General features: G+C 40.8%; 21 protein-coding genes. All 21 read left to right on the top strand.

From position 1 onward, the window contains the following. Nucleotides 1-69 precede the first annotated feature (69 nt). The 21 genes from HT725_RS07875 (at nt 70) to thrB (ending at nt 20094) form a co-directional block, all read left to right on the top strand. The gene (locus HT725_RS07875) at nt 70-1233 is read left to right on the top strand and encodes a class I SAM-dependent rRNA methyltransferase (RefSeq protein WP_173253368.1); all 1164 of its coding nucleotides are present in this window, start codon (nt 70-72) and stop codon (nt 1231-1233) included. After that, nucleotides 1230-1907, top strand: coding sequence for a type I 3-dehydroquinate dehydratase (gene aroD / locus HT725_RS07880; protein WP_173219151.1), 678 nt, complete (start codon nt 1230-1232; stop codon nt 1905-1907). The genes HT725_RS07875 and aroD overlap by 4 nt, the downstream gene beginning before the upstream one ends. Next, nucleotides 1897-2751, top strand: coding sequence for a shikimate dehydrogenase (locus HT725_RS07885; protein ID WP_173219147.1), 855 nt, complete (start codon nt 1897-1899; stop codon nt 2749-2751). Before aroD ends, HT725_RS07885 begins: the two co-directional genes overlap by 11 nt. A gap of 18 nt (nt 2752-2769) precedes the next feature. After that, nucleotides 2770-3837, top strand: coding sequence for a 3-dehydroquinate synthase (aroB, locus tag HT725_RS07890; RefSeq protein ID WP_173219144.1), 1068 nt, complete (start codon nt 2770-2772; stop codon nt 3835-3837). A 9-nt stretch (nt 3838-3846) separates the two neighbouring features. Further along, entirely contained in the window at nt 3847-5013 is a 1167-nt protein-coding gene (gene aroC, locus HT725_RS07895; protein WP_173219141.1) for a chorismate synthase, read from the top strand. 9 nt (nt 5014-5022) lie between these two features. Beyond that, the gene (locus HT725_RS07900) at nt 5023-6126 is read left to right on the top strand and encodes a prephenate dehydrogenase (protein ID WP_173219138.1); all 1104 of its coding nucleotides are present in this window, start codon (nt 5023-5025) and stop codon (nt 6124-6126) included. Between the two features lie 10 nt (nt 6127-6136). Next, the gene (locus tag HT725_RS07905; protein ID WP_173219135.1) at nt 6137-6718 is read left to right on the top strand and encodes a hypothetical protein; all 582 of its coding nucleotides are present in this window, start codon (nt 6137-6139) and stop codon (nt 6716-6718) included. Nucleotides 6719-6771: 53 nt separating this feature from the next. After that, nucleotides 6772-7110, top strand: coding sequence for a YlbF/YmcA family competence regulator (locus HT725_RS07910; protein WP_077805308.1), 339 nt, complete (start codon nt 6772-6774; stop codon nt 7108-7110). Between the two features lie 91 nt (nt 7111-7201). Then, nucleotides 7202-8485: a 3-phosphoshikimate 1-carboxyvinyltransferase gene (gene aroA / locus HT725_RS07915; RefSeq protein WP_173219132.1), complete on the top strand. Its 1284-nt coding sequence runs from the start codon at nt 7202-7204 to the stop codon at nt 8483-8485. Continuing rightward, complete coding sequence (locus HT725_RS07920; RefSeq protein ID WP_173219129.1) at nt 8478-8954, top strand: shikimate kinase; 477 nt, start codon at nt 8478-8480, stop codon at nt 8952-8954. Before aroA ends, HT725_RS07920 begins: the two co-directional genes overlap by 8 nt. Next, nucleotides 8951-9799: a prephenate dehydratase gene (pheA, locus tag HT725_RS07925; RefSeq protein WP_173219126.1), complete on the top strand. Its 849-nt coding sequence runs from the start codon at nt 8951-8953 to the stop codon at nt 9797-9799. The genes HT725_RS07920 and pheA overlap by 4 nt, the downstream gene beginning before the upstream one ends. Beyond that, nucleotides 9796-11070 (top strand): polyisoprenyl-teichoic acid--peptidoglycan teichoic acid transferase Psr, encoded by a 1275-nt coding sequence (psr, locus tag HT725_RS07930; protein WP_173253369.1) that lies wholly within the window; start codon nt 9796-9798, stop codon nt 11068-11070. The genes pheA and psr overlap by 4 nt, the downstream gene beginning before the upstream one ends. Before the next feature lie 87 nt (nt 11071-11157). Next, complete coding sequence (locus tag HT725_RS07935) at nt 11158-11298, top strand: hypothetical protein (RefSeq protein WP_173219174.1); 141 nt, start codon at nt 11158-11160, stop codon at nt 11296-11298. A gap of 50 nt (nt 11299-11348) precedes the next feature. Beyond that, nucleotides 11349-12194 carry a phosphorylcholine transferase LicD gene (locus HT725_RS07940; RefSeq protein ID WP_173219120.1) on the top strand — a complete coding sequence of 282 codons (846 nt, stop codon included), beginning with the start codon at nt 11349-11351 and terminating at the stop codon, nt 12192-12194. After that, on the top strand, nt 12184-13287 hold the full coding sequence (locus HT725_RS07945) for a glycosyltransferase (protein WP_173219117.1): 1104 nt from the start codon (nt 12184-12186) through the stop codon (nt 13285-13287). The genes HT725_RS07940 and HT725_RS07945 overlap by 11 nt, the downstream gene beginning before the upstream one ends. A gap of 1 nt (nt 13288) precedes the next feature. Next, nucleotides 13289-14275: a glycosyltransferase family 2 protein gene (locus tag HT725_RS07950; protein WP_173219114.1), complete on the top strand. Its 987-nt coding sequence runs from the start codon at nt 13289-13291 to the stop codon at nt 14273-14275. 15 nt (nt 14276-14290) lie between these two features. Further along, the gene (locus tag HT725_RS07955; protein ID WP_173219111.1) at nt 14291-15760 is read left to right on the top strand and encodes an O-antigen polysaccharide polymerase Wzy family protein; all 1470 of its coding nucleotides are present in this window, start codon (nt 14291-14293) and stop codon (nt 15758-15760) included. Beyond that, nucleotides 15753-16787, top strand: a complete 1035-nt coding sequence (locus HT725_RS07960) for a prephenate dehydratase (RefSeq protein WP_173219108.1) — start codon at nt 15753-15755, stop codon at nt 16785-16787. The genes HT725_RS07955 and HT725_RS07960 overlap by 8 nt, the downstream gene beginning before the upstream one ends. A gap of 261 nt (nt 16788-17048) precedes the next feature. Then, nucleotides 17049-17786, top strand: a complete 738-nt coding sequence (gene mecA, locus HT725_RS07965; RefSeq protein ID WP_000782687.1) for an adaptor protein MecA — start codon at nt 17049-17051, stop codon at nt 17784-17786. A gap of 150 nt (nt 17787-17936) precedes the next feature. Continuing rightward, nucleotides 17937-19223 (top strand): homoserine dehydrogenase, encoded by a 1287-nt coding sequence (locus HT725_RS07970; protein ID WP_173219105.1) that lies wholly within the window; start codon nt 17937-17939, stop codon nt 19221-19223. 1 nt (nt 19224) lies between these two features. Further along, nucleotides 19225-20094, top strand: a complete 870-nt coding sequence (thrB, locus tag HT725_RS07975; RefSeq protein WP_173219102.1) for a homoserine kinase — start codon at nt 19225-19227, stop codon at nt 20092-20094. Nucleotides 20095-20177: the final 83 nt, after the last annotated feature.

Consider the following 20177-nt stretch of genomic DNA (forward strand, 5'->3'; position numbering starts at 1 on the left):
AAGAAGAGTAAAAAAGCAAGGGTAGTTTCTTTTTTGAGAATTGTCTAAAAGTTTGATATAATGGTAGTTATGAATAGAATAAGAGTCAGCAAAAGGGGTGAAAAGAAGCTCGCTAAGGGGCTAGTTTTACTAGAAGCCAGTGATCTTGAGAATGTCAATCTTAAGAATCAGGAAGTAGAAGTGCAGAGTCAGGAAGGAACCTTTCTTGGGACTGCCTACCTTTCGCAGCAAAACAAGGGCTTGGGCTGGTTTGTTAGCACAGACAAGGTGACCTTCAATCAAGCTTTCTTTGAAACGCTGTTTAGACAAGCTAAAGAAAAGAGAAAATCCTATTATCAAGATGATTTGACAACTGCCTTTCGTCTCTTTAATCAAGAGGGAGATGGCTTTGGCGGTCTGACAGTGGACCTTTATGGCGACTATGCTGTCTTTTCTTGGTATAACTCTTATGTTTATCAGATTCGCAAGGTTATCTCAGAAGCCTTTAGCCAGGTTTTTCCTGAGGTGTTAGGGGCCTATGAGAAGATACGCTTTAAGGGTTTGGACTATGAATCAGCCCATGTTTATGGTCAAGAAGCACCTGACTTTTTCACTGTTCTGGAAAATGGTGTCTTGTATCAAGTCTTTATGAATGATGGCCTGATGACAGGGATTTTCCTTGACCAGCACGAGGTTCGCGGTAGTCTGGTTGATGGATTGGCTATGGGCAAATCTTTGCTCAACATGTTTTCTTATACAGCAGCCTTTTCAGTAGCTGCGGCCATGGGAGGAGCTAGCCAGACAACTTCTGTTGACCTAGCCAAACGTTCACGAGAATTGTCTCAAGCGCATTTTCAGGCAAATGGGCTCAGCACAGACGACCATCGTTTTGTGGTCATGGATGTCTTTGAATATTTCAAGTATGCCAAACGAAAAGACTTGACCTATGATGTGATTGTCCTAGATCCGCCTAGCTTTGCTCGGAACAAAAAACAAACGTTCTCTGTGGCCAAGGATTATCACAAGTTGATTTCCCAGAGTCTTGAGATTTTAAATCCGGGCGGTATTATTATTGCCAGCACCAATGCTGCCAATGTTTCCCGCCAGAAATTTACAGAACAAATTGATAAAGGCTTTGCAGGAAGAAATTACCAGATTTTAAATAAATACGGTCTTCCCGCAGATTTTGCCTATAATAAAAAAGATGAAAGTAGTAATTACCTCAAGGTGATTAGTATGAAGGTTAGTAAATGAAATTAATCGTTTCAGTAATGCCAAGAAGTTTAGAGGAGGCTCAGGCTCTGGATGCCACGAGGTACCTAGATGCCGACATCATTGAATGGCGCGCCGACTATCTGCCTAAGGAAGCGATTTTGCAGGTGGCTCCAGCTATTTTTGAAAAATTTGCAGGTCGTGAGTTGGTTTTCACATTGCGAACTCGCTCTGAAGGGGGAGAAATTGACCTTTCTCCAGAAGAATATATCCATCTAATCAAGGAAGTGGCACAACTCTATCAACCAGACTATATTGATTTTGAGTACTATAGCTACAAGGATGTTTTTGAAGAAATGCTGGATTTCCCAAATCTTGTTTTGAGTTACCATAATTTCCAAGAAACACCTGAAAATATGATGGAAATCTTGTCAGAGTTGACGAGCCTAAATCCAAAACTTGTTAAGGTTGCGGTGATGGCTCACACGGAGCAGGATGTCTTAGACTTGATGAACTATACACGAGGCTTTAAAACCCTCAATCCTGAACAGGAGTATGTGACCATTTCTATGGGCAAGGTGGGCAAGGTTTCTCGTATCACTGCGGGTGTGACTGGTTCGAGTTGGTCTTTTGCCAGTCTGGATGAAGCCAGTGCCCCTGGTCAGATTTCCCTAGCTAACATGAAAAAAATCAGGGAGATTTTGAATGAAGCTTGATGGCTATACACGTTTAGCTGCCGTTGTTGCCAATCCTATTAAGCATTCTATTTCTCCTTTCATCCACAATAGGGCCTTTGAGGCGACAGCTACCAATGGTGTTTATGTGGCTTGGGAGATTGAAGCGAGTGACTTGGCAGAAACAGTGGCTAATATTCGCCGCTACCAGATGTTTGGCATCAACCTGTCCATGCCCTATAAGGAGCAGGTGATTCCTTATTTGGATGGGCTGAGCGACGAAGCGCGCTTGATTGGTGCGGTCAATACGGTTGTTAATGAGAATGGCAATTTAATCGGATATAATACAGATGGCAAGGGATTTTTTAAGAGCTTGCCTTCTTTTACAATTACAGGTAAGAAGATGACCCTGCTGGGTGCAGGTGGTGCGGCCAAGTCTATCTTGGCACAAGCTATTTTGGACGGCGTCAGTCAGATTTCGATCTTTGTTCGTTCAGTTTCCATGGAAAAAACAAGACATTATCTAGACAAGTTACAGGAGCAAACAGGCTTTAAGGTGGACTTGTATGCTTTAGAAGATGTTTCTGAACTGCAAGCAAGGATTGCCGAGTCGGAGTTGCTGGTTAATGCCACCAGTGTGGGCATGGATGGTCAATCATCCCCAGTTCCTGAAAGCATCAATTTGCCAGAAACTATCTTGGTAGCAGATATTATTTACCAACCCTTTGAAACGCCATTTTTAAAATGGGCCAGAAGTCAGGGTAATTCAGCCGTCAATGGTCTGGGAATGTTGCTCTATCAAGCTGCAGAAGCTTTTCAACTGTGGACAGGCAAGGAAATGCCGACAGAAGAAATTTGGCAGTCTTTAACAGAAAAATACCAATAAAGAAAAGGAGATTCTCCTATGAAAATCAGAATCGATATTCCTCATCATCCTTATGATATTCAGATTGAAAAAGGTTGTCTAGCTCAGGCTGGTCAATGGTTGCGAGAACTCTGGCAACCACAAAAGGTAGTCATTGTAACAGATAACCATGTAGCTTCTCTTTATGCAGAGAAGGTCAAGCTCAGCCTAGAAGATGCTGGTTTTCAGGTAGCCGTTTTTGACTTTTTAGAAGGGGAAGAAAGAAAGAATTTAACTACTGTCCAGAAAGTCTATGAATTTCTAGTCAAGCAGGGGCTGACTCGTAGCGATGGAATCGTGGCTCTAGGTGGCGGTGTCGTTGGGGACCTGGCTGGTTTTGTAGCCTCTACCTATATGCGGGGCATTCACTTTGTTCAGATACCGACTAGCTTGACAGCCCAGGTGGATTCTTCTATCGGTGGAAAGACAGGCGTTAACACTCCATTTGCTAAAAATATGGTGGGTACCTTTGCCCAACCAGACGGGGTTCTGATTGACCCACTTGTTCTTGAAACCCTCGGAAAAAGAGAGTTGATTGAAGGAATGGGTGAAGTTATCAAGTATGGCTTGATTGAGGATCCAGAACTTTGGGCTCTCTTGACGGAGCTGGATGGTTCTGTTGAGAGCATTTTGGAACATGCAGAGACCTTGATTGAACATTCTTGTCAGGTCAAGCGCAAGATGGTAGTTGAGGATGAGTTGGACAATGGTGTTCGCCTTTACCTCAATTTTGGCCACACTATTGGCCATGCCATCGAAGCGACTGCCGGTTATGGCAAGGTCATGCATGGAGAGGCTGTAGCTATGGGAATGGTACAGATTTCCAAGGTTGCTGAGAAAAAAGGCCTCATGCCAGCTGGCATCACCCAGTCCATTACAGATATGTGTCAGAAATTTGGCTTGCCTGTTGACTATGAAAACTGGAATGTTGACAAGCTTTATCAAGCTCTTACTCATGATAAAAAAGCGCGTGGTAATACCTTGAAATTGGTCTTGGTGCCAGAGCTCGGTTCAGCGACTATTCACCCGGTTTCTCTGGAAGAGATGAAAGACTACTTGGTAAAATAAGGAGAGTGTATGAGATATTTAACTGCAGGAGAATCACACGGTCCCCGTCTGACAGCTATTATTGAGGGAATTCCAGCTGGACTTCCTTTGACAGCAGAGGACATCAATGAGGATTTGAAACGTCGTCAGGGTGGATACGGCCGAGGTGGTCGTATGAAGATTGAGAGCGACCAAGTTATCTTTACTTCAGGCGTTCGCCATGGGAAGACTACTGGGGCTCCCATTACCATGGATGTCGTCAATAAGGACCATCAGAAGTGGCTGGATATCATGTCTGCGGAGGACATTGAAGACCGCCTTAAAAGCAAACGAAAAATCACCCATCCTCGCCCAGGACATGCCGATTTGGTTGGGGGCATCAAGTACCGTTTTGACGATTTAAGAAATTCTTTGGAGCGTTCATCTGCTCGTGAAACCACCATGCGGGTGGCAGTTGGGGCAGTAGCCAAACGCCTCTTGGCTGAGCTGGATATGGAGATTGCCAACCATGTCGTAGTCTTTGGTGGCAAGGAAATCGATGTTCCTGAAAATCTCACAGTTTCTGAGATTAAGGAAAGAGCTGCCCAGTCTGAAGTTTCTATTGTCGACCAAGAACGGGAACAGGAAATCAAGAACTACATTGACCAAATCAAGCGTGATGGAGATACCATCGGTGGGGTTGTCGAGACAGTTGTCGGAGGTGTTCCAGTTGGTCTTGGTTCCTATGTCCAATGGGACAGAAAATTAGATGCGCGATTGGCCCAAGCCGTTGTTTCTATCAATGCTTTTAAAGGGGTGGAATTTGGTCTCGGCTTTGAAGCTGGTTACCGTAAAGGTAGCCAGGTCATGGATGAAATTCTCTGGTCTAAAGAAGATGGTTATACTCGCCGCACCAACAATCTGGGCGGCTTTGAAGGTGGTATGACTAATGGGCAACCCATTGTTGTTCGTGGAGTTATGAAGCCCATTCCTACTCTTTATAAGCCTCTTATGAGTGTGGATATCGAAACCCATGAACCTTACAAGGCAACTGTTGAAAGAAGTGATCCGACCGCCCTTCCAGCTGCAGGAGTGGTCATGGAAGCCGTTGTGGCAACGGTTCTGGCACAAGAAATCCTTGAAAAATTCTCATCAGATAATATAGAGGAATTAAAAGAAGCGGTAGCCAAACACCGAGACTATACAAAGAACTATTAAGGAGTTCCTATGGCAAAAACAGTCTATATCGCAGGTCTTGGATTGATTGGAGCCTCTATGGCCCTAGGTATCAAACGCGATCATCCAGATTATGAAATTTTAGGTTATAATCGCAGTCAAGCTTCGAGAGATATTGCCTTGAAAGAAGGCATGATTGACCGTGCAACGGATGATTTTGCCAGTTTTGCTCCTTTGGCAGATATCATTATCCTTAGCTTGCCAATCAAACAAACCATTTCCTTTATTAAGGAATTGGCCAACTTGGACTTGAAAAAAGGCGTCATTATTTCAGATGCCGGTTCGACCAAGTCAGCTATTGTAGATGCGGCGGAACAGTATTTGGCTGGCAAGCCTGTTCGCTTTGTTGGGGCTCATCCCATGGCTGGTAGCCACAAGACAGGGGCTGCCTCTGCGGATGTCAATCTTTTTGAAAATGCCTATTATATCTTTACACCTTCGAGTCTGACAGGTCAGGACACGCTTGCGGAAATGAGGGATTTACTTTCAGGTCTTCATGCTCGCTTTATCGAGATTGATGCCAAGGAGCATGATCGGGTGACTTCTCAGATTAGCCATTTTCCTCATATTCTGGCTTCTAGTCTCATGGAGCAGACTGCGGTCTATGCTCAAGAACATGAGATGGCCAGGCGCTTTGCGGCTGGTGGTTTTCGAGATATGACCCGAATTGCAGAAAGCGAGCCAGGTATGTGGACCTCCATTCTCTTGTCCAATAGCGAGACTATCCTAGAGCGGATTGAGGATTTTAAGGAACGTTTAGATGAGGTTGGACAAGCTATCAGTAAGGGAGATGAAGAGCGAATCTGGAATTTTTTCAACCAAGCGCGTGAACAACGCCAGGCCATGGAAATCCATAAGCGTGGTGGTGTGGACAGCTCTTACGACCTCTATGTCGATGTTCCCGATGAAGAAGACGTTATTTTACGAATCTTGGAATTGCTACGTGGAACTTCCTTGGTTAACATCCACATCAATGAGGAAAACCGTGAGGACATTCACGGGATTCTACAAATTTCATTTAAAAATGCTCAAGATTTAGAACGAGCCGAGCACCTCATAACAGAAAACACAGACTATACAGTCGTCATCAAATAAGGAGAAAATCATGTCAAAAATAAAACTTAAATCAATATTTGGTATTATCTTTATTTCTTTTATCCTACTTAGTGCTTGTGCTGTTAAAAAAGATGTGAAAACTAATTCAGAAGCAAGTGTCGAGACAAAAAATGAACCATCCAAGAAAGGAACAAGTTCAGAGAAAACTAATTCAAAGTATGTAGACGATAGGATTATTAATGATTTTATTAACAGCTATAATCAAAATTCTAATAGCCCATTAGAAAATATCAAAAAAGGAAATATAAAAATAAAATATTTCGCATCAAGCTACGGATATTACTTGGAGCTTTTACATGCAAATGATACTGATAAAATCAATGTAACAATAAATCAGACAAATGAAAATAGTGAATCTGGTGTTGCAGGAATGAAAGAAGTATTTCATGATATTGTTAAATCGATTGAATCATCATTATCTGATGATGAGATAAATAACTATTTTGATAATCTTATGTCAAATGAAATAAAAACAGGTTCTAATTTAGGAACTTTGAAGATAGAGTATATACCAGATAAGGAATTAAGCAATGGACATTCAAGAGGTCATATAAAAGTGATTGCACAATAATAAAGACCACAGAGTGATTAGTAATTTTAAAAGAAATAAATAAGGAGAAAATCATGTCAAATATTTACGATAGTGCAAACGAACTCAGTCGCGGTCTACGCGAATTGCCAGAATACAAGGCTGTCAAAGCAGCTAAAGATGCGATTTCAGTAGATGCTGAGGCAAGTAAAATCTTTACAGAGTACGTTGCCTTCCAAGAGGAAATTCAAAGACTAGCGCAGACAGGTCAAATGCCAGACGCTTCCTTTCAAGCGAAAATGGAAGGCTTTGGTAAACAGATTCAGGGGAATAGCCTCTTGTCAGAATTCTTTACCAAGCAACAACAATTGGCAATTTATCTTTCTGACATTGAAAAAATTGTTTTCGAACCAGTTTCAGAATTACTAAAATAAGAAAATAACTATCCTAAAGTCAGGAATTTTTAAGGAATTTCTGGCTTTTTATGATAAAATAGGTAAAAGTATTGCAAGTATGAGGTCCCGTATGAAACTAAAAACAAACATTCACCATTTACATGGTAGTATCCGCGTCCCAGGTGACAAGTCTATCAGCCACCGTTCCATTATCTTTGGAAGTTTGGCTGAGGGTGAGACCAAGGTTTATGATATTCTGCGAGGTGAAGACGTTCTTTCGACCATGCAGGTTTTTCGTGACCTTGGTGTTGAAATTGAGGATAAAGATGGGGTTATTACCATTCAAGGTGTAGGCATGGATGGCTTAAAAGCGCCACAAAATGCCCTTGATATGGGAAATTCTGGAACCTCGATTCGCCTGATTTCAGGTGTTCTTGCTGGTGCAGACTTTGAAGTAGAGATGTTCGGAGACGACAGTCTTTCCAAACGTCCTATGGACCGTGTGACGATTCCACTGAAAAAAATGGGCGTTAGTATTTCAGGGCAAACCGAGCGAGACCTGCCTCCCCTTCACTTAAAAGGGACGAAAACCCTAAGACCTATTCAATATGAGTTGCCGATTGCCTCTGCCCAAGTTAAGTCAGCTTTGATGTTTGCGGCCTTGCAGGCTCAGGGGGAGTCTGTTATTATCGAAAAAGAGTGCACCCGTAATCATACTGAAGATATGTTGCAACAATTTGGTGGTCATTTAAGTGTGGATGGCAAGAAAATCACAGTCCAAGGACCGCAAAAATTGACAGGACAAAAGGTGGTTGTTCCAGGAGATATTTCCAGTGCAGCCTTTTGGTTGGTCGCAGGTTTGATTGTTCCAAACTCTCGTGTGGTGCTTAAGAATGTGGGTATCAACGAAACGCGCACCGGTATTATCGATGTCATTCGTGCCATGGGTGGAAAATTGGAAATGACTGAAATTGACCCAGTCGCTAAATCTGCTACCTTGATTGTTGAATCTTCTGACTTGAAAGGAATAGAAATTGGTGGCGCTTTGATTCCACGCTTGATTGATGAATTGCCCATTATTGCTCTTCTGGCTACCCAAGCACATGGTGTAACAGTTATCAAAGATGCTGAGGAGCTCAAGGTTAAGGAAACAGACCGTATTCAGGTTGTGGCAGACGCCTTAAATAGCATGGGAGCAGATATTACTCCTACGGCAGATGGGATGATTATCAAAGGAAAATCAACTCTTCACGGTGCTAGAGTCAATACTTTTGGAGACCATCGTATCGGAATGATGACAGCCATTGCAGCCCTCTTGGTTGCAGATGGAGAAGTGGCGCTTGACCGTGCTGAGGCTATCAATACCAGCTATCCTAGCTTCTTTGATGATTTGGAGAACTTGATTCATGGCTAAGGTATTACTAGGATTTATGGGGGCTGGCAAATCGACTATTGCAAGAGGCTTGGACCCAGATTATCTCGATATGGATGCTCTGATAGAGAAGCGCTTAGGTATGTCTATTGCGGAATTTTTCGCTGAAAAGGGCGAAGAGGTCTTTCGACAGGTAGAGTCAGAAGTATTAGCTGAGTTACTACAAAGAGACCAAGTTGTGTCAACTGGTGGAGGAGTGGTCATTTCTCAGCGAAATCGTGATTTACTCAAAACCAATTCTGATAATATCTATCTGAAAGCTGATTTTGAAACCCTCTACCAACGTATCGCAGCTGTTAAGGACAATCAGCGTCCGCTTTTTCTAAATAATAGCAAGGAAGAACTTGCAGCTGTTTTTCAAGAAAGACAGGCTTGGTATGAGGAAGTAGCTAGTCGGGTTTTGGATGTGACCGAGTTAAGCCCAGAGGAAATTATAGAGGAACTGAGATGAAAATTGCTTATCTAGGTCCCAAGGGATCATTTTCACACCATGTTGTGCAGACAGCTTTTCCTCAGGAGGAATTGCAGGCCTTTGCCAACATTACAGATGTCATCAAGGCCTATGAGCAAGGCTTGGTGGACTATTCTGTGGTGCCAGTTGAAAATTCTATCGAGGGTAGTGTTCATGAAACCTTGGACTACCTTTTTCATCAGGCTCGCATCCAAGCAGTGGCAGAAATCGTTCATCCCATTCATCAGCAGTTGATGGTGGTTCCAGGCCATACTAAGATTGAAAAGATTTTTTCTCATCCACAGGCCTTGGCTCAAGGAAAGAAATTCATTGATGAACAGTATCCAGATGCTCAAATTGAGGTGACAGCTAGTACAGCTTATGCGGCCCGTTTTATTTCCGAACATCCAGACCAGCCTTATGCAGCCATTGCACCTAGAAGTTCTGCAGAAGAATATGGCTTGGAACTGATTGCTGAAGATATTCAAGAAATGGAAGCCAATTTCACACGTTTCTGGGTTTTGGGAGCTGAAGGTACAGCCATTCCCTTGCAAGCACAAACTGAGAAAATGACTTTGGCCTTGACCTTACCTGACAACCTTCCAGGTGCACTTTATAAGGCACTGTCGACCTTTGCTTGGCGAGGAATTGACTTAACAAAAATTGAAAGTCGTCCACTCAAGACAGCACTGGGAGAATACTTTTTCATTATCGATGTGGACTATGCTGATAAGGGCCTGGTCCACTTTGCCCAAAAAGAATTAGAAGCCATCGGAATCCAGTATAAGGTTCTGGGTGCCTATCCTATTTATCCAATATCAGACCATGGAAAGGAGAGAAGATGAGTAAAGAAAATCCTCTCAGTCATCATGAAAAATTACGTTATGATTATTTGCTAAAAAATATTCACTATCTCAATGAGAGAGAAAAAAATGAGTTTGCCTATTTGCAAGAAAAGCTAACTCTTGCTAGGGTAAATAGTAGTTCCAGCTTGGAACAAGAAAGAGAAGAGCAGGTTGACTTACCAAGCTATGCGAACCGGAGTCGCTCACAATCCAAATCACAAGCACACTCTGCTCCTCCCAAAAAGAAAAGACGGAAGCTCCGTCTTAAACGCATTTTTATGGTGATTTTCTCTCTTCTAGTCTGTGTGGCTTTGACCATGGTATTCATGTTTTTGCGTGGTTACCAAGATGCTAGCGCAAAGAAAACTGCTGATGCTAAGGCAGCACAGGTTCAAGTTTTTAATGGTCAAGATACTAGAGATGGAGTTAATATTTTGATCATGGGGACGGACGGTCGAATCGGTCAAAATAGTGCTGAGACGCGGACGGACTCTATTATGGTCTTAAATGTCGGAGGTTCGGACAAGAAAATCAAGCTAGTCAGTTTCATGCGTGATAATTTGGTCTATATAGATGGTTATAGTCAAGTGATTAACGGTAGAAAACAGACGGATAACAAGTTAAACGTAGCCTATGAGTTAGGAGAACAAGAGGGGCAAAAAGGGGCAGAAATGGTTCGCCAAGTCTTGAAAGATAATTTTGACTTGGACATTAAGTACTATGCCTTGGTTGATTTTCAGGCCTTTGCAACAGCGATTGACACGCTTTTCCCTGATGGGGTGACGATTGATGCCCAATTTTCAACATTGAATGGGCGTCCACTAACAGAAGCTACAGTCGGAGATGATTTACACGCTACTGAGACTGAGTCCCCAACCCAAACCATCAAAGTCGGAAAACAGCAGATGAATGGCTCGACCCTGCTCAATTATGCTCGTTTCCGTGATGACGATGAGGCGGATTACGGCCGTACAAAAAGACAGCAACAAGTTTTAACAGCAATTTTAGAGCAAATTAAAGATCCTACTAAACTTTTCACTGGTTCTGAAGCTCTTGGAAAGGTTTTTGATATGACCTCAACCAATGCACCCTATACTTTCCTCCTAACAAACGGTTTATCTGTTTTGGATGGAGCAAAAAATGGTATTGAAAAGCTGACGATTCCAGAACTTGGTGACTGGGTAGATGCCTATGATGTTTATGGAGGCTTGGGTTTGCTGGTCGATCAAAACAAATATCAAACCAAGCTCGCTCAAATGGGCTTGAGATAAGATAATACTCAATGAAAATCAAAGTGCAAACTAGGAAGCTAGCCGCAGTCTGCTAAAAACACAGTTTTGAGATTGTAGATAAGACTGATGAAGTCAGTTACCTATACCTACGGCAAGGTGAAGCTGACGTGGTTTGAAGAGATTTTCGAAGAGTATAAGACAGAAGAATCAAAGTTTGAAGGCTATTTATCTAGCAGTCAGGCTTTGATTTTTTACAGTCTGCAATAGATTTTCACCCCCTATTTGTGGTATAATGAAACGATACGATAGAAAGAATAATGAACAATATGACTGATTTAAAAGCAATTCAGGCTCGTAGTCTGGAGATGGCTGAATATTTTGTGGCCTTTTGTAAAGAACATGATTTGCTTTGTTACCTCTGTGGAGGGGGTGCTATTGGTGCCCTTCGAAACAAGGGCTTTATTCCTTGGGACGACGACCTAGACTTTTTTATGCCCCGTAAAGATTATGAGAAATTAGCAGAATTATGGCCTCGTTATGCAGATGAACGTTATTTCTTGTCAAAGAGTCACAAGGATTTTGTCGATCGTAATCTTTTTATTACCATTCGTGACAAGGAAACTACCTGCATTAAACCTTACCAGCAAGATTTGGATTTGCCACATGGTTTGGCTTTGGATGTTTTGCCTTTAGATTATTATCCTAAAAATCCAGCTGAGCGGAAAAAACAGGTTCGTTGGGCACTGATTTATTCTCTTTTTTGTGCTCAAACTATTCCAGAAAAGCATGGCGCACTTATGAAATGGGGAAGCCGTATTTTACTGGGTGTGACTCCAAAATCTCTCCGTTATCGCATTTGGAAAAAAGCTGAGAAAGAAATGACCAAGTATGATTTGGCTGAGAGCGATGGAATTACGGAACTATGCTCAGGTCCTGGTTACATGAGAAACAAGTACCCAATCGCATCCTTTGAAGACAATCTTTTCCTACCATTTGAGGGGACAGAGATGCCTATTCCAGTTGGTTATGATGCCTATCTCAGTACTGCTTTTGGGGATTATATGACGCCACCACCAGCAGACAAGCAGCTACCGCATCATGATGCTGTCATCGCTGATATGGATAAGTCTTATACAGAATACAAGGGAGAATATGGTGGCTAAGAAAAAAATCTTATTTTTTATGTGGTCTTTTTCTCTCGGAGGTGGAGCAGAGAAGATTTTATCTACCATTGTTTCAAATCTGGATCCAGAAAAGTATGATATTGATATTCTTGAAATGGAGCATTTTGACAAGGGATACGAATCAGTTCCTAAACATGTAGGCATTTTAAAATCCTTTCAGGATTATCGCCAAGCCAGATGGTTACGAGCTCTTTTGTGGAGAATGAGAATTTATTTTCCAAGACTGACTCGGCGCTTGCTTGTGAAAGATGACTATGATGTTGAAGTTTCCTTTACCATTATGAATCCACCACTGTTGTTCTCTAAAAGAAAAGAAGTCAAGAAAATCTCTTGGATTCATGGAAGTATCGAAGAATTTCTTAAGGATAGCTCCAAAAGAGAATCACATAGACGCCAGTTGGATGCTGCGGATACCATTGTAGGAATTTCGAATAAAACCAGCAATTCTATCAAGGAAGTCTATCCAGATTATGCTTCGAAATTACAGACAGTCTACAATGGATATGATTTTAAGACTATTTTAGAAAAATCTCAAGAGAAGATCGATATCGAGATTGCTCCTCAAAGTATCTGTACCATCGGACGGATTGAGGAAAATAAGGGTTCTGACCGTGTGGTGGAAGTGATACGGTTATTGCACCAAGAGGGGAAAAACTATCATCTCTATTTTATCGGGGCTGGTGATATGGAAGAGGAACTGAAAAAACGAGTCAAAGAGTATAAGCTTGAGGACTATGTACATTTCCTTGGTTATCAAAAAAATCCTTATCAATATTTGTCTCAGATGAAGGTCCTCTTGTCTATGTCTAAACAAGAAGGTTTTCCTGGTGTTTATGTGGAATCCTTGAGCCTTGGAATCCCTTTTGTCTCTACGGATGTTGGAGGGGCTGAGGAACTATCACAAGAAGGAAGATTTGGACAAATCATTGAGAGCAATCAAGAGGCAGCTCAGGCAATTACGAACTACATGACCTCTGCCTCAAACTTTGATGTCGATGAGGCTAGCCAATTCATTCAACAATTTACAATTGCCAAACAAATCGAACAAGTAGAAAAACTATTAGAGGAGTAGCATGGAAACTGCATTAATTAGTGTCATTGTGCCAGTCTATAATGTGGCGCAGTACCTAGAAAAATCGATAGCTTCCATTCAGAAGCAGACCTATCAAAATCTGGAAATTATTCTTGTTGATGATGGTGCAACAGATGAGAGTGGTCGCTTGTGTGATTCAATCGCTGAACAAGATGACAGGGTGTCAGTGCTTCATAAAAAGAACGAAGGATTGTCGCAAGCACGAAATGATGGAATGAAGCAGGCTCACGGGGATTATCTGATTTTTATTGACTCAGATGATTATATCCATCCAGAAATGATTCAGAACTTATATGAGCAATTAGTTCAAGAAGATGCGGATGTTTCGAGCTGTGGTGTCATGAATGTCTATGCTAATGATGAAAGTCCACAGTCAGCTAATCAGGATGACTATTTTGTCTGTGATTCCCAAAAATTTCTGAGGGAATACCTCATAGGTGAAAAAATACCTGGAACGATTTGCAATAAGCTAATCAAGAGAGAGATTGCAACTGCCCTATCCTTTCCAAAGGGATTGATTTACGAAGATGCCTATTATCATTTTGATTTAATCAAGTTGGCTAAGAGGTACGTTGTTAATACCAAACCCTATTATTACTATTTCCATAGAGGGGATAGTATTACGACTAAACCCTATGCAGAGAAGGATTTAGCCTATATTGATATCTACCAAAAGTTTTACAATGAAGTTGTGAAAAACTATCCAGATTTGAAAGAGGTTGCTTTTTTCAGATTGGCCTATGCCTACTTCTTTATTCTGGATAAGATGTTGCTAGATGATCAGTATAAACAGTTTGAAGCCTATTCCAAGATTCATCGTTTTTTAAAAGGCCATGCCCTTGCTATTTCTAGGAATCCAATTTTCCGTAAGGGGAGAAGAATTAGTGCTTTGGCCCTATTCATAAATATTTCCTTATACCGATTCTTATTACTAAAAAATATTGAAAAATCTAAAAAATTACATTAGAACGGGGGTGAGCAAGTGATTGATGGAAAACGATTATTATTTAGTTTGACCATAGTCAGTTATGCCTTGACGCTAGTAAGTGGAATTGTGTATCTGTTTAATAATAACAATGTTAGCTTGCTTTCTACTTTATTGTTCTTACTGGTTAGTAGCTTAATTGCTTGTTGGAATGATATCAAGTATTACTTAATCCATTTTATTTTCTATTTAACCATTTTTGTTTTTCTGGTATCAAGGCCAACCATTGATTACTTTAGGGATGGAGCTTTGGATACCTATCATCCCATAGCCTATCGTTTTGCCTTTATAGTCGTCATGGTTTCGATTCTGGGCTTGACCACAGGAGGCGTACTGGCTCGTTACTTCATAGCTAGGAAGAAAATAAAAGTAGCAAATATAGGAAGTTCTCTAAAAGAGGTTTATATCAAGCGGTTACGCTTTGTTTCGCTAGGAGTTTTTCTTCTCACCTATCCTTTCTATTTCATTCGGTTATTTGAACGGCTCCTGTATCGCTTGCAGACGTCCTACTATGCCTACTATGCAAATTTTGAAAGTAAACTGCCTTATTTTACCTACATTTTATCTACCTTTACGGTCTACGCAATGTGTATGTATCTGGCAACCAAGCCAAAGAAATTGCAGGCAACAGCAGTGCTTGTCTCCTTTATTGCAGCTAATACTATTCATTTGGCAATCGGGACACGAAATCCCTTTATTTTAAGTATTTTATTTGCTTTTGTTTATTACTTTATGAGAGAGCAAACTGAAAAGGGAAAATGGATTGGGTTTAAAGAAAAGTTAGCGATTTTTGTGGGTTCTCCTATTCTCATGTTAGCGATGGGAGTGCTCAATTATGTACGGGATAATGTCCAAGTTTCCCATACAGGTTTCTGGGATATCCTGCTTGACTTTATCTATAAACAAGGAACCAGTTTTGGCGTTCTGGCTCGAGGTTTTCTATTTAACAGTAGCCTCCCTTACCGAGATTTCCGTAATTTTACTTTTGGTCCTGTCCTTGATTATTTTGCAAGGGGAAGCTTGGGGGCTATTTTCGGAGGAAAAGCCTTTGAACATACAACCAATAGTGTGGAGCTAGCTATTGATAGTAATAGTTATGCCCACAATTTGTCCTATCTTGTTTTGAACAAGGAATATTTGAAAGGACATGGTATCGGAAGTAGTTATATCATGGAGTTGTATACAGATTATGGTATGATAGGAGTCTTTCTACTTAGTCTCTTACTCGGTATGCTATTTATAGCCATGTTGCAAGTAGCCTATCGCTCTAGAACAATCTTATTTGCCTTGTCCTTACTCATCTTGAATAATCTATTCTTTATGCCAAGAAGTAGCTTTTCAGAAAGTTTCTTCAATCTATTTACAATGCAATTCTGGGGAATTGTTCTTGTGATTATATTTGTAGCAAAAATGCTTACAAAAGAGAACCAGTATCTACTAAACAAAGGAGAAAAAAATCATGTTTGAACATTATTCAGTAGCTGATTTGTTTGCAAATCTTTATAAAAAACGAAAAGTAAATATTTTAGCTCTTATCGCTTTATTTGCTCTCATTGCTGTACCATTTACAATTAAAGCAGTTAGGAATAAAAACACTGTCAAAGATACAACAAGTTATTCAACTTATCTTAGTTATAAAATCACTCCTCCAGAAGATTCAGCTAAAACGATTTTGAATCATCAAATTGGTGGTTATAGTGATTTTTATGGGAAATTGATTGATGGTAATTTGAATGGAGCTTATCTTTTCAATGATGTAGAACCCAGTGAGTTGAAAAAAATTGCCAGTGAATTAGACACGACAGAAACAACCTTGAAAAATTCAACGAATGACTATTGGTGGAAAAAATTGACCGTCTACTATATGATTGACGATGCAGGGGTTGGTGTGAAAATTTTGACACCAAGTAAAGATGTCAATGACTTGTTAGAGCGAAAAATTGATGGATTGATTGAGAAATTTAAACATGTCTATGCAAATGTAAAAATTGAAAAATTGGAAACCATCAACTCTAAAGAATTGAATGCAAATGGTGAAACAGCGCTTGGCTTAAATGTGAAAAATCTGATTCTTCGTTTAGCTGTTATTGGAGTGGTTTGTGTGATTTTGGTTGTGATGGGAAATGTATTGGTTTATCTCTTTAACCCAACAATCAATAGAGCAGGTGATTTTTCTCAGTATCAAATTGATTTTGTAACAGAGATTACAACAATTGCTAACCTAGCAGATGTTTTGTCATACAAAAACGCTGGACAGGAATTGACCATCGTTAGCTCAAATAAAGCTATCCTAGATAAATTGAAACAGAGTCAAGAAGCTTTAAAAGGAATGCATTTTGTCGATTTACAAGATGTGCCATCGCTTTTGGAAAGAGATACAGTCCTTCTTGTTGAAGAGTACGGAGTGACTCGTTATAAGAAATTTGAGCAAAGTCTTCAAATTCTCAGAAACTTAAATCGTTCTATCCTCGGTGTAGCAACCTTTAAATTATAAGGATTCTGATGCATCAGGTCTTCAAAGTTGGCTAAGAGCCGATTTTGAAGGCTTTTTCTATTTGTTAGCAGAAATTTTCTTTTATACTCAATGAAAATCAAAAATCAAACTAGGAAGCTAGCCGCNNGATTTTCGAAGAGTATTATAGTCTTCTACAGAAGTTACCCTATGGAAAATCTATCCCGACAGAGGAGCCTTCTTTTGATAAAATCGTAAAAATCTAGTATAATAGATAGAACTGAAAGTATGAGGTTACTAGCAATGAAAATGAAACAAATTAGTGATACAACTTTGAAAATCACGATGTCTTTAGAGGATTTGATGGATCGAGGCATGGAGATTGCTGACTTTCTTGTTCCTCAAGAAAAAACAGAAGAGTTCTTTTATGCTATCTTGGATGAGTTAGAGATGCCTGATAGCTTTCTAGATACAGGTATGTTGAGCTTCCGTGTGACTCCAAAACCTGATAAGGTAGATGTCTTTGTAACCAAATCAAAGATTGACCAAAATCTAGATTTTGAAGACTTATCGGATTTACCAGATATGGAAGAATTGGCTCAAATGTCGCCAGATGAATTTATCAAAACCTTGGAAAAGAGCATTGCAGAAAAGACTAAAGATGATATTGAAGCGATTCAATCTTTAGAGCAAGTCGAAGCCAAGGAAGAAGAGCAGGAGCAAGCTGAACAAGAAGTTGAGAACAAGAAAGAGCCCTACATCTATTACATCCTTTCTTTTTCTAAGTTAGCTGATTTGGTGGCTTTTTCAAAGACAGTGACTTTTGAGATGGAAACTTCTGAACTCTACAAAATGAACGAGCGCTATTATTTGACCATTCTAGTGGATATTGAAAATCATCCAAGTCCATATCCAGCTTGGCTTTTGGCTCGTATGCGCGAGTTTGCGGACGATAGTGACATCAGTCGCTCGGTCTTGCAAGAGTATGGTCAAGTCTTGATGAATCACGATGCAGTACTTAATCTGCAAAAGATTGGATAATCCTTTCTGGAAAATTATTTCTAGATTTTAGGAAGAGCGAATCATCTGATTCGTTTTTTCTTTTTATACTGAAATAGTGATTTACTATAATAGGAATTTTCACAAAATTCTGTTATAATGGCTATATTAGAAAATTTCGAGGAGACAAACATGACAGTTAAAATTGCTTTACTAGGATTTGGTACCGTTGCAAGTGGCGTGCCTTTCCTCCTAAAGGAAAATGGAGAAAAAATCAATCAATCAGCACATTCAGATATCGAAGTTGCCAAGGTATTGGTCAAGGATGAAGATGAAAAGAATCGCTTGCTTGCAGCAGGGAATGACTTTAACTTTGTAACCAATGTAGATGATATTTTATCAGATCAAGACATTACGATCGTAGTGGAATTGATGGGACGTATCGAACCTGCTAAAACCTTTATCACTCGTGCCTTGGAGGCTGGCAAACACGTTGTTACTGCTAACAAGGACCTTTTGGCTGTCCATGGCGCAGAATTGTTAGAAATCGCTCAAGCTAACAAGGTAGCACTTTACTACGAAGCAGCGGTAGCTGGTGGTATTCCAATTCTTCGTACCTTGGCAAATTCCTTGGCTTCAGATAAAATCACGCGAGTGCTTGGAGTAGTCAACGGAACTTCTAACTTCATGATGACCAAAATGGTGGAAGAAGGCTGGTCATACGATGATGCTCTTGCGGAAGCGCAAAGACTTGGATTTGCAGAAAGTGACCCGACAAATGACGTAGATGGAATTGATGCAGCCTACAAGATGGTGATTTTGAGCCAATTTTCCTTTGGCATGAAGGTTGCATTTGACGATGTAGCCCACAAGGGAATTCGTAACATCACACCAGAAGATGTAGCTGTAGCCCAAGAACTTGGCTATGTAGTGAAATTGGTTGGTTCTATCGAGGAAACTCCTTCAGGAATTGCTGCAGAAGTGACTCCAACCTTCCTACCTAAAGCACACCCGCTTGCCAGTGTGAATGGGGTAATGAACGCTGTTTTTGTAGAATCTATCGGTATTGGTGAGTCTATGTACTACGGACCAGGTGCAGGCCAAAAACCAACTGCAACAAGTGTTGTGGCGGACATTGTCCGTATCGTTCGTCGCTTGAATGATGGTACCATTGGCAAAGACTTCAACGAATATAGCCGTGACTTGGTCTTGGCAAATCCAGAGGATGTCAAAGCAAATTACTACTTCTCAATCTTGGCACCAGACTCAAAAGGTCAGGTCTTGAAGTTGGCTGAAATCTTTAATGCCCAAGAAATTTCCTTTAAGCAAATTCTCCAAGATGGAAAAGATGGTGACAAGGCGCGTGTTGTGATCATCACACACAAGATTAATAAAGCCCAGCTTGAAAATGTCTCAGCTGAATTGAAGAAGGTTTCAGAATTCGACCTCTTGAATACCTTCAAGGTGCTAGGAGAATAAGATGAAGATTATTGTACCTGCAACCAGTGCCAATATCGGGCCAGGTTTTGACTCGGTCGGTGTAGCTGTAACCAAGTATCTTCAAATCGAGGTTTGCGAAGAACGAGAAGAGTGGCTGATTGAACACCAGATTGGCAAATGGATTCCTCATGACGAGCGTAATCTCTTGCTCAAAATTGCTTTGCAAATTGTACCAGATTTACAATCAAGACGTTTGAAAATGACTAGTGATGTTCCCTTGGCGCGTGGTTTGGGTTCTTCCAGCTCGGTTATTGTAGCTGGGATTGAACTAGCCAACCAATTGGGGCAACTCAACTTGTCAGACCATGAAAAATTGCAGTTGGCGACCAAGATTGAAGGACACCCTGATAATGTAGCTCCAGCCATTTATGGTAATCTCGTTATTGCAAGCTCAGTTGATGGACAAGTTTCTGCTATCGTAGCAGACTTCCCAGAGTGTGATTTCCTAGCCTACATTCCAAACTATGAATTGCGTACTCGAGACAGCCGTGGCGTCTTACCTAAGAAATTGTCTTACAAGGAAGCTGTTGCAGCTAGTTCTATCGCCAATGTGGCGGTTGCGGCCTTGTTGGCAGGAGACATGGTGACAGCTGGGCAAGCAATCGAGGGAGACCTCTTCCATGAACGCTATCGTCAGGACTTGGTGAGAGAATTTGCGACGATTAAGCAAGTAGCCAAAGAAAATGGTGCCTATGCAACCTATCTCTCTGGTGCCGGGCCGACAGTTATGATCTTGGCTTCTCATGGCAAGATGCCAACGATTAAGGCAGAATTGGAAAAGCAACCTTTCAAAGGCAAACTGCATGACTTGAAGGTTGATACCCAAGGTGTCCGTGTAGAAGCAAAATAAAGAATAGAAGATAGGATGGGGAAAGTCTCGACTAGGGGCCTTCCTATCCTTTTTTTGAAAAGAAGTTTATACTCAATGAAAAT

The organism is Streptococcus sp. 2579 (genome assembly GCF_013277195.1).
Classification (GTDB): Bacteria; Bacillota; Bacilli; order Lactobacillales; family Streptococcaceae; genus Streptococcus.

What these genes read in the sequence shown, in the direction of transcription:
- HT725_RS07875 (WP_173253368.1), top strand. Translation starts at nt 70, where the DNA reads ATGAATAGAATAAGAGTCAGCAAAAGGGGTGAAAAGAAGCTCGCTAAG.
- aroD (WP_173219151.1), top strand. Translation starts at nt 1,230, where the DNA reads ATGAAATTAATCGTTTCAGTAATGCCAAGAAGTTTAGAGGAGGCTCAG.
- HT725_RS07885 (WP_173219147.1), top strand. Translation starts at nt 1,897, where the DNA reads ATGAAGCTTGATGGCTATACACGTTTAGCTGCCGTTGTTGCCAATCCT.
- aroB (WP_173219144.1), top strand. Translation starts at nt 2,770, where the DNA reads ATGAAAATCAGAATCGATATTCCTCATCATCCTTATGATATTCAGATT.
- aroC (WP_173219141.1), top strand. Translation starts at nt 3,847, where the DNA reads ATGAGATATTTAACTGCAGGAGAATCACACGGTCCCCGTCTGACAGCT.
- HT725_RS07900 (WP_173219138.1), top strand. Translation starts at nt 5,023, where the DNA reads ATGGCAAAAACAGTCTATATCGCAGGTCTTGGATTGATTGGAGCCTCT.
- HT725_RS07905 (WP_173219135.1), top strand. Translation starts at nt 6,137, where the DNA reads ATGTCAAAAATAAAACTTAAATCAATATTTGGTATTATCTTTATTTCT.
- HT725_RS07910 (WP_077805308.1), top strand. Translation starts at nt 6,772, where the DNA reads ATGTCAAATATTTACGATAGTGCAAACGAACTCAGTCGCGGTCTACGC.
- aroA (WP_173219132.1), top strand. Translation starts at nt 7,202, where the DNA reads ATGAAACTAAAAACAAACATTCACCATTTACATGGTAGTATCCGCGTC.
- HT725_RS07920 (WP_173219129.1), top strand. Translation starts at nt 8,478, where the DNA reads ATGGCTAAGGTATTACTAGGATTTATGGGGGCTGGCAAATCGACTATT.
- pheA (WP_173219126.1), top strand. Translation starts at nt 8,951, where the DNA reads ATGAAAATTGCTTATCTAGGTCCCAAGGGATCATTTTCACACCATGTT.
- psr (WP_173253369.1), top strand. Translation starts at nt 9,796, where the DNA reads ATGAGTAAAGAAAATCCTCTCAGTCATCATGAAAAATTACGTTATGAT.
- HT725_RS07935 (WP_173219174.1), top strand. Translation starts at nt 11,158, where the DNA reads ATGAAGTCAGTTACCTATACCTACGGCAAGGTGAAGCTGACGTGGTTT.
- HT725_RS07940 (WP_173219120.1), top strand. Translation starts at nt 11,349, where the DNA reads ATGAACAATATGACTGATTTAAAAGCAATTCAGGCTCGTAGTCTGGAG.
- HT725_RS07945 (WP_173219117.1), top strand. Translation starts at nt 12,184, where the DNA reads ATGGTGGCTAAGAAAAAAATCTTATTTTTTATGTGGTCTTTTTCTCTC.
- HT725_RS07950 (WP_173219114.1), top strand. Translation starts at nt 13,289, where the DNA reads ATGGAAACTGCATTAATTAGTGTCATTGTGCCAGTCTATAATGTGGCG.
- HT725_RS07960 (WP_173219108.1), top strand. Translation starts at nt 15,753, where the DNA reads ATGTTTGAACATTATTCAGTAGCTGATTTGTTTGCAAATCTTTATAAA.
- mecA (WP_000782687.1), top strand. Translation starts at nt 17,049, where the DNA reads ATGAAAATGAAACAAATTAGTGATACAACTTTGAAAATCACGATGTCT.
- HT725_RS07970 (WP_173219105.1), top strand. Translation starts at nt 17,937, where the DNA reads ATGACAGTTAAAATTGCTTTACTAGGATTTGGTACCGTTGCAAGTGGC.
- thrB (WP_173219102.1), top strand. Translation starts at nt 19,225, where the DNA reads ATGAAGATTATTGTACCTGCAACCAGTGCCAATATCGGGCCAGGTTTT.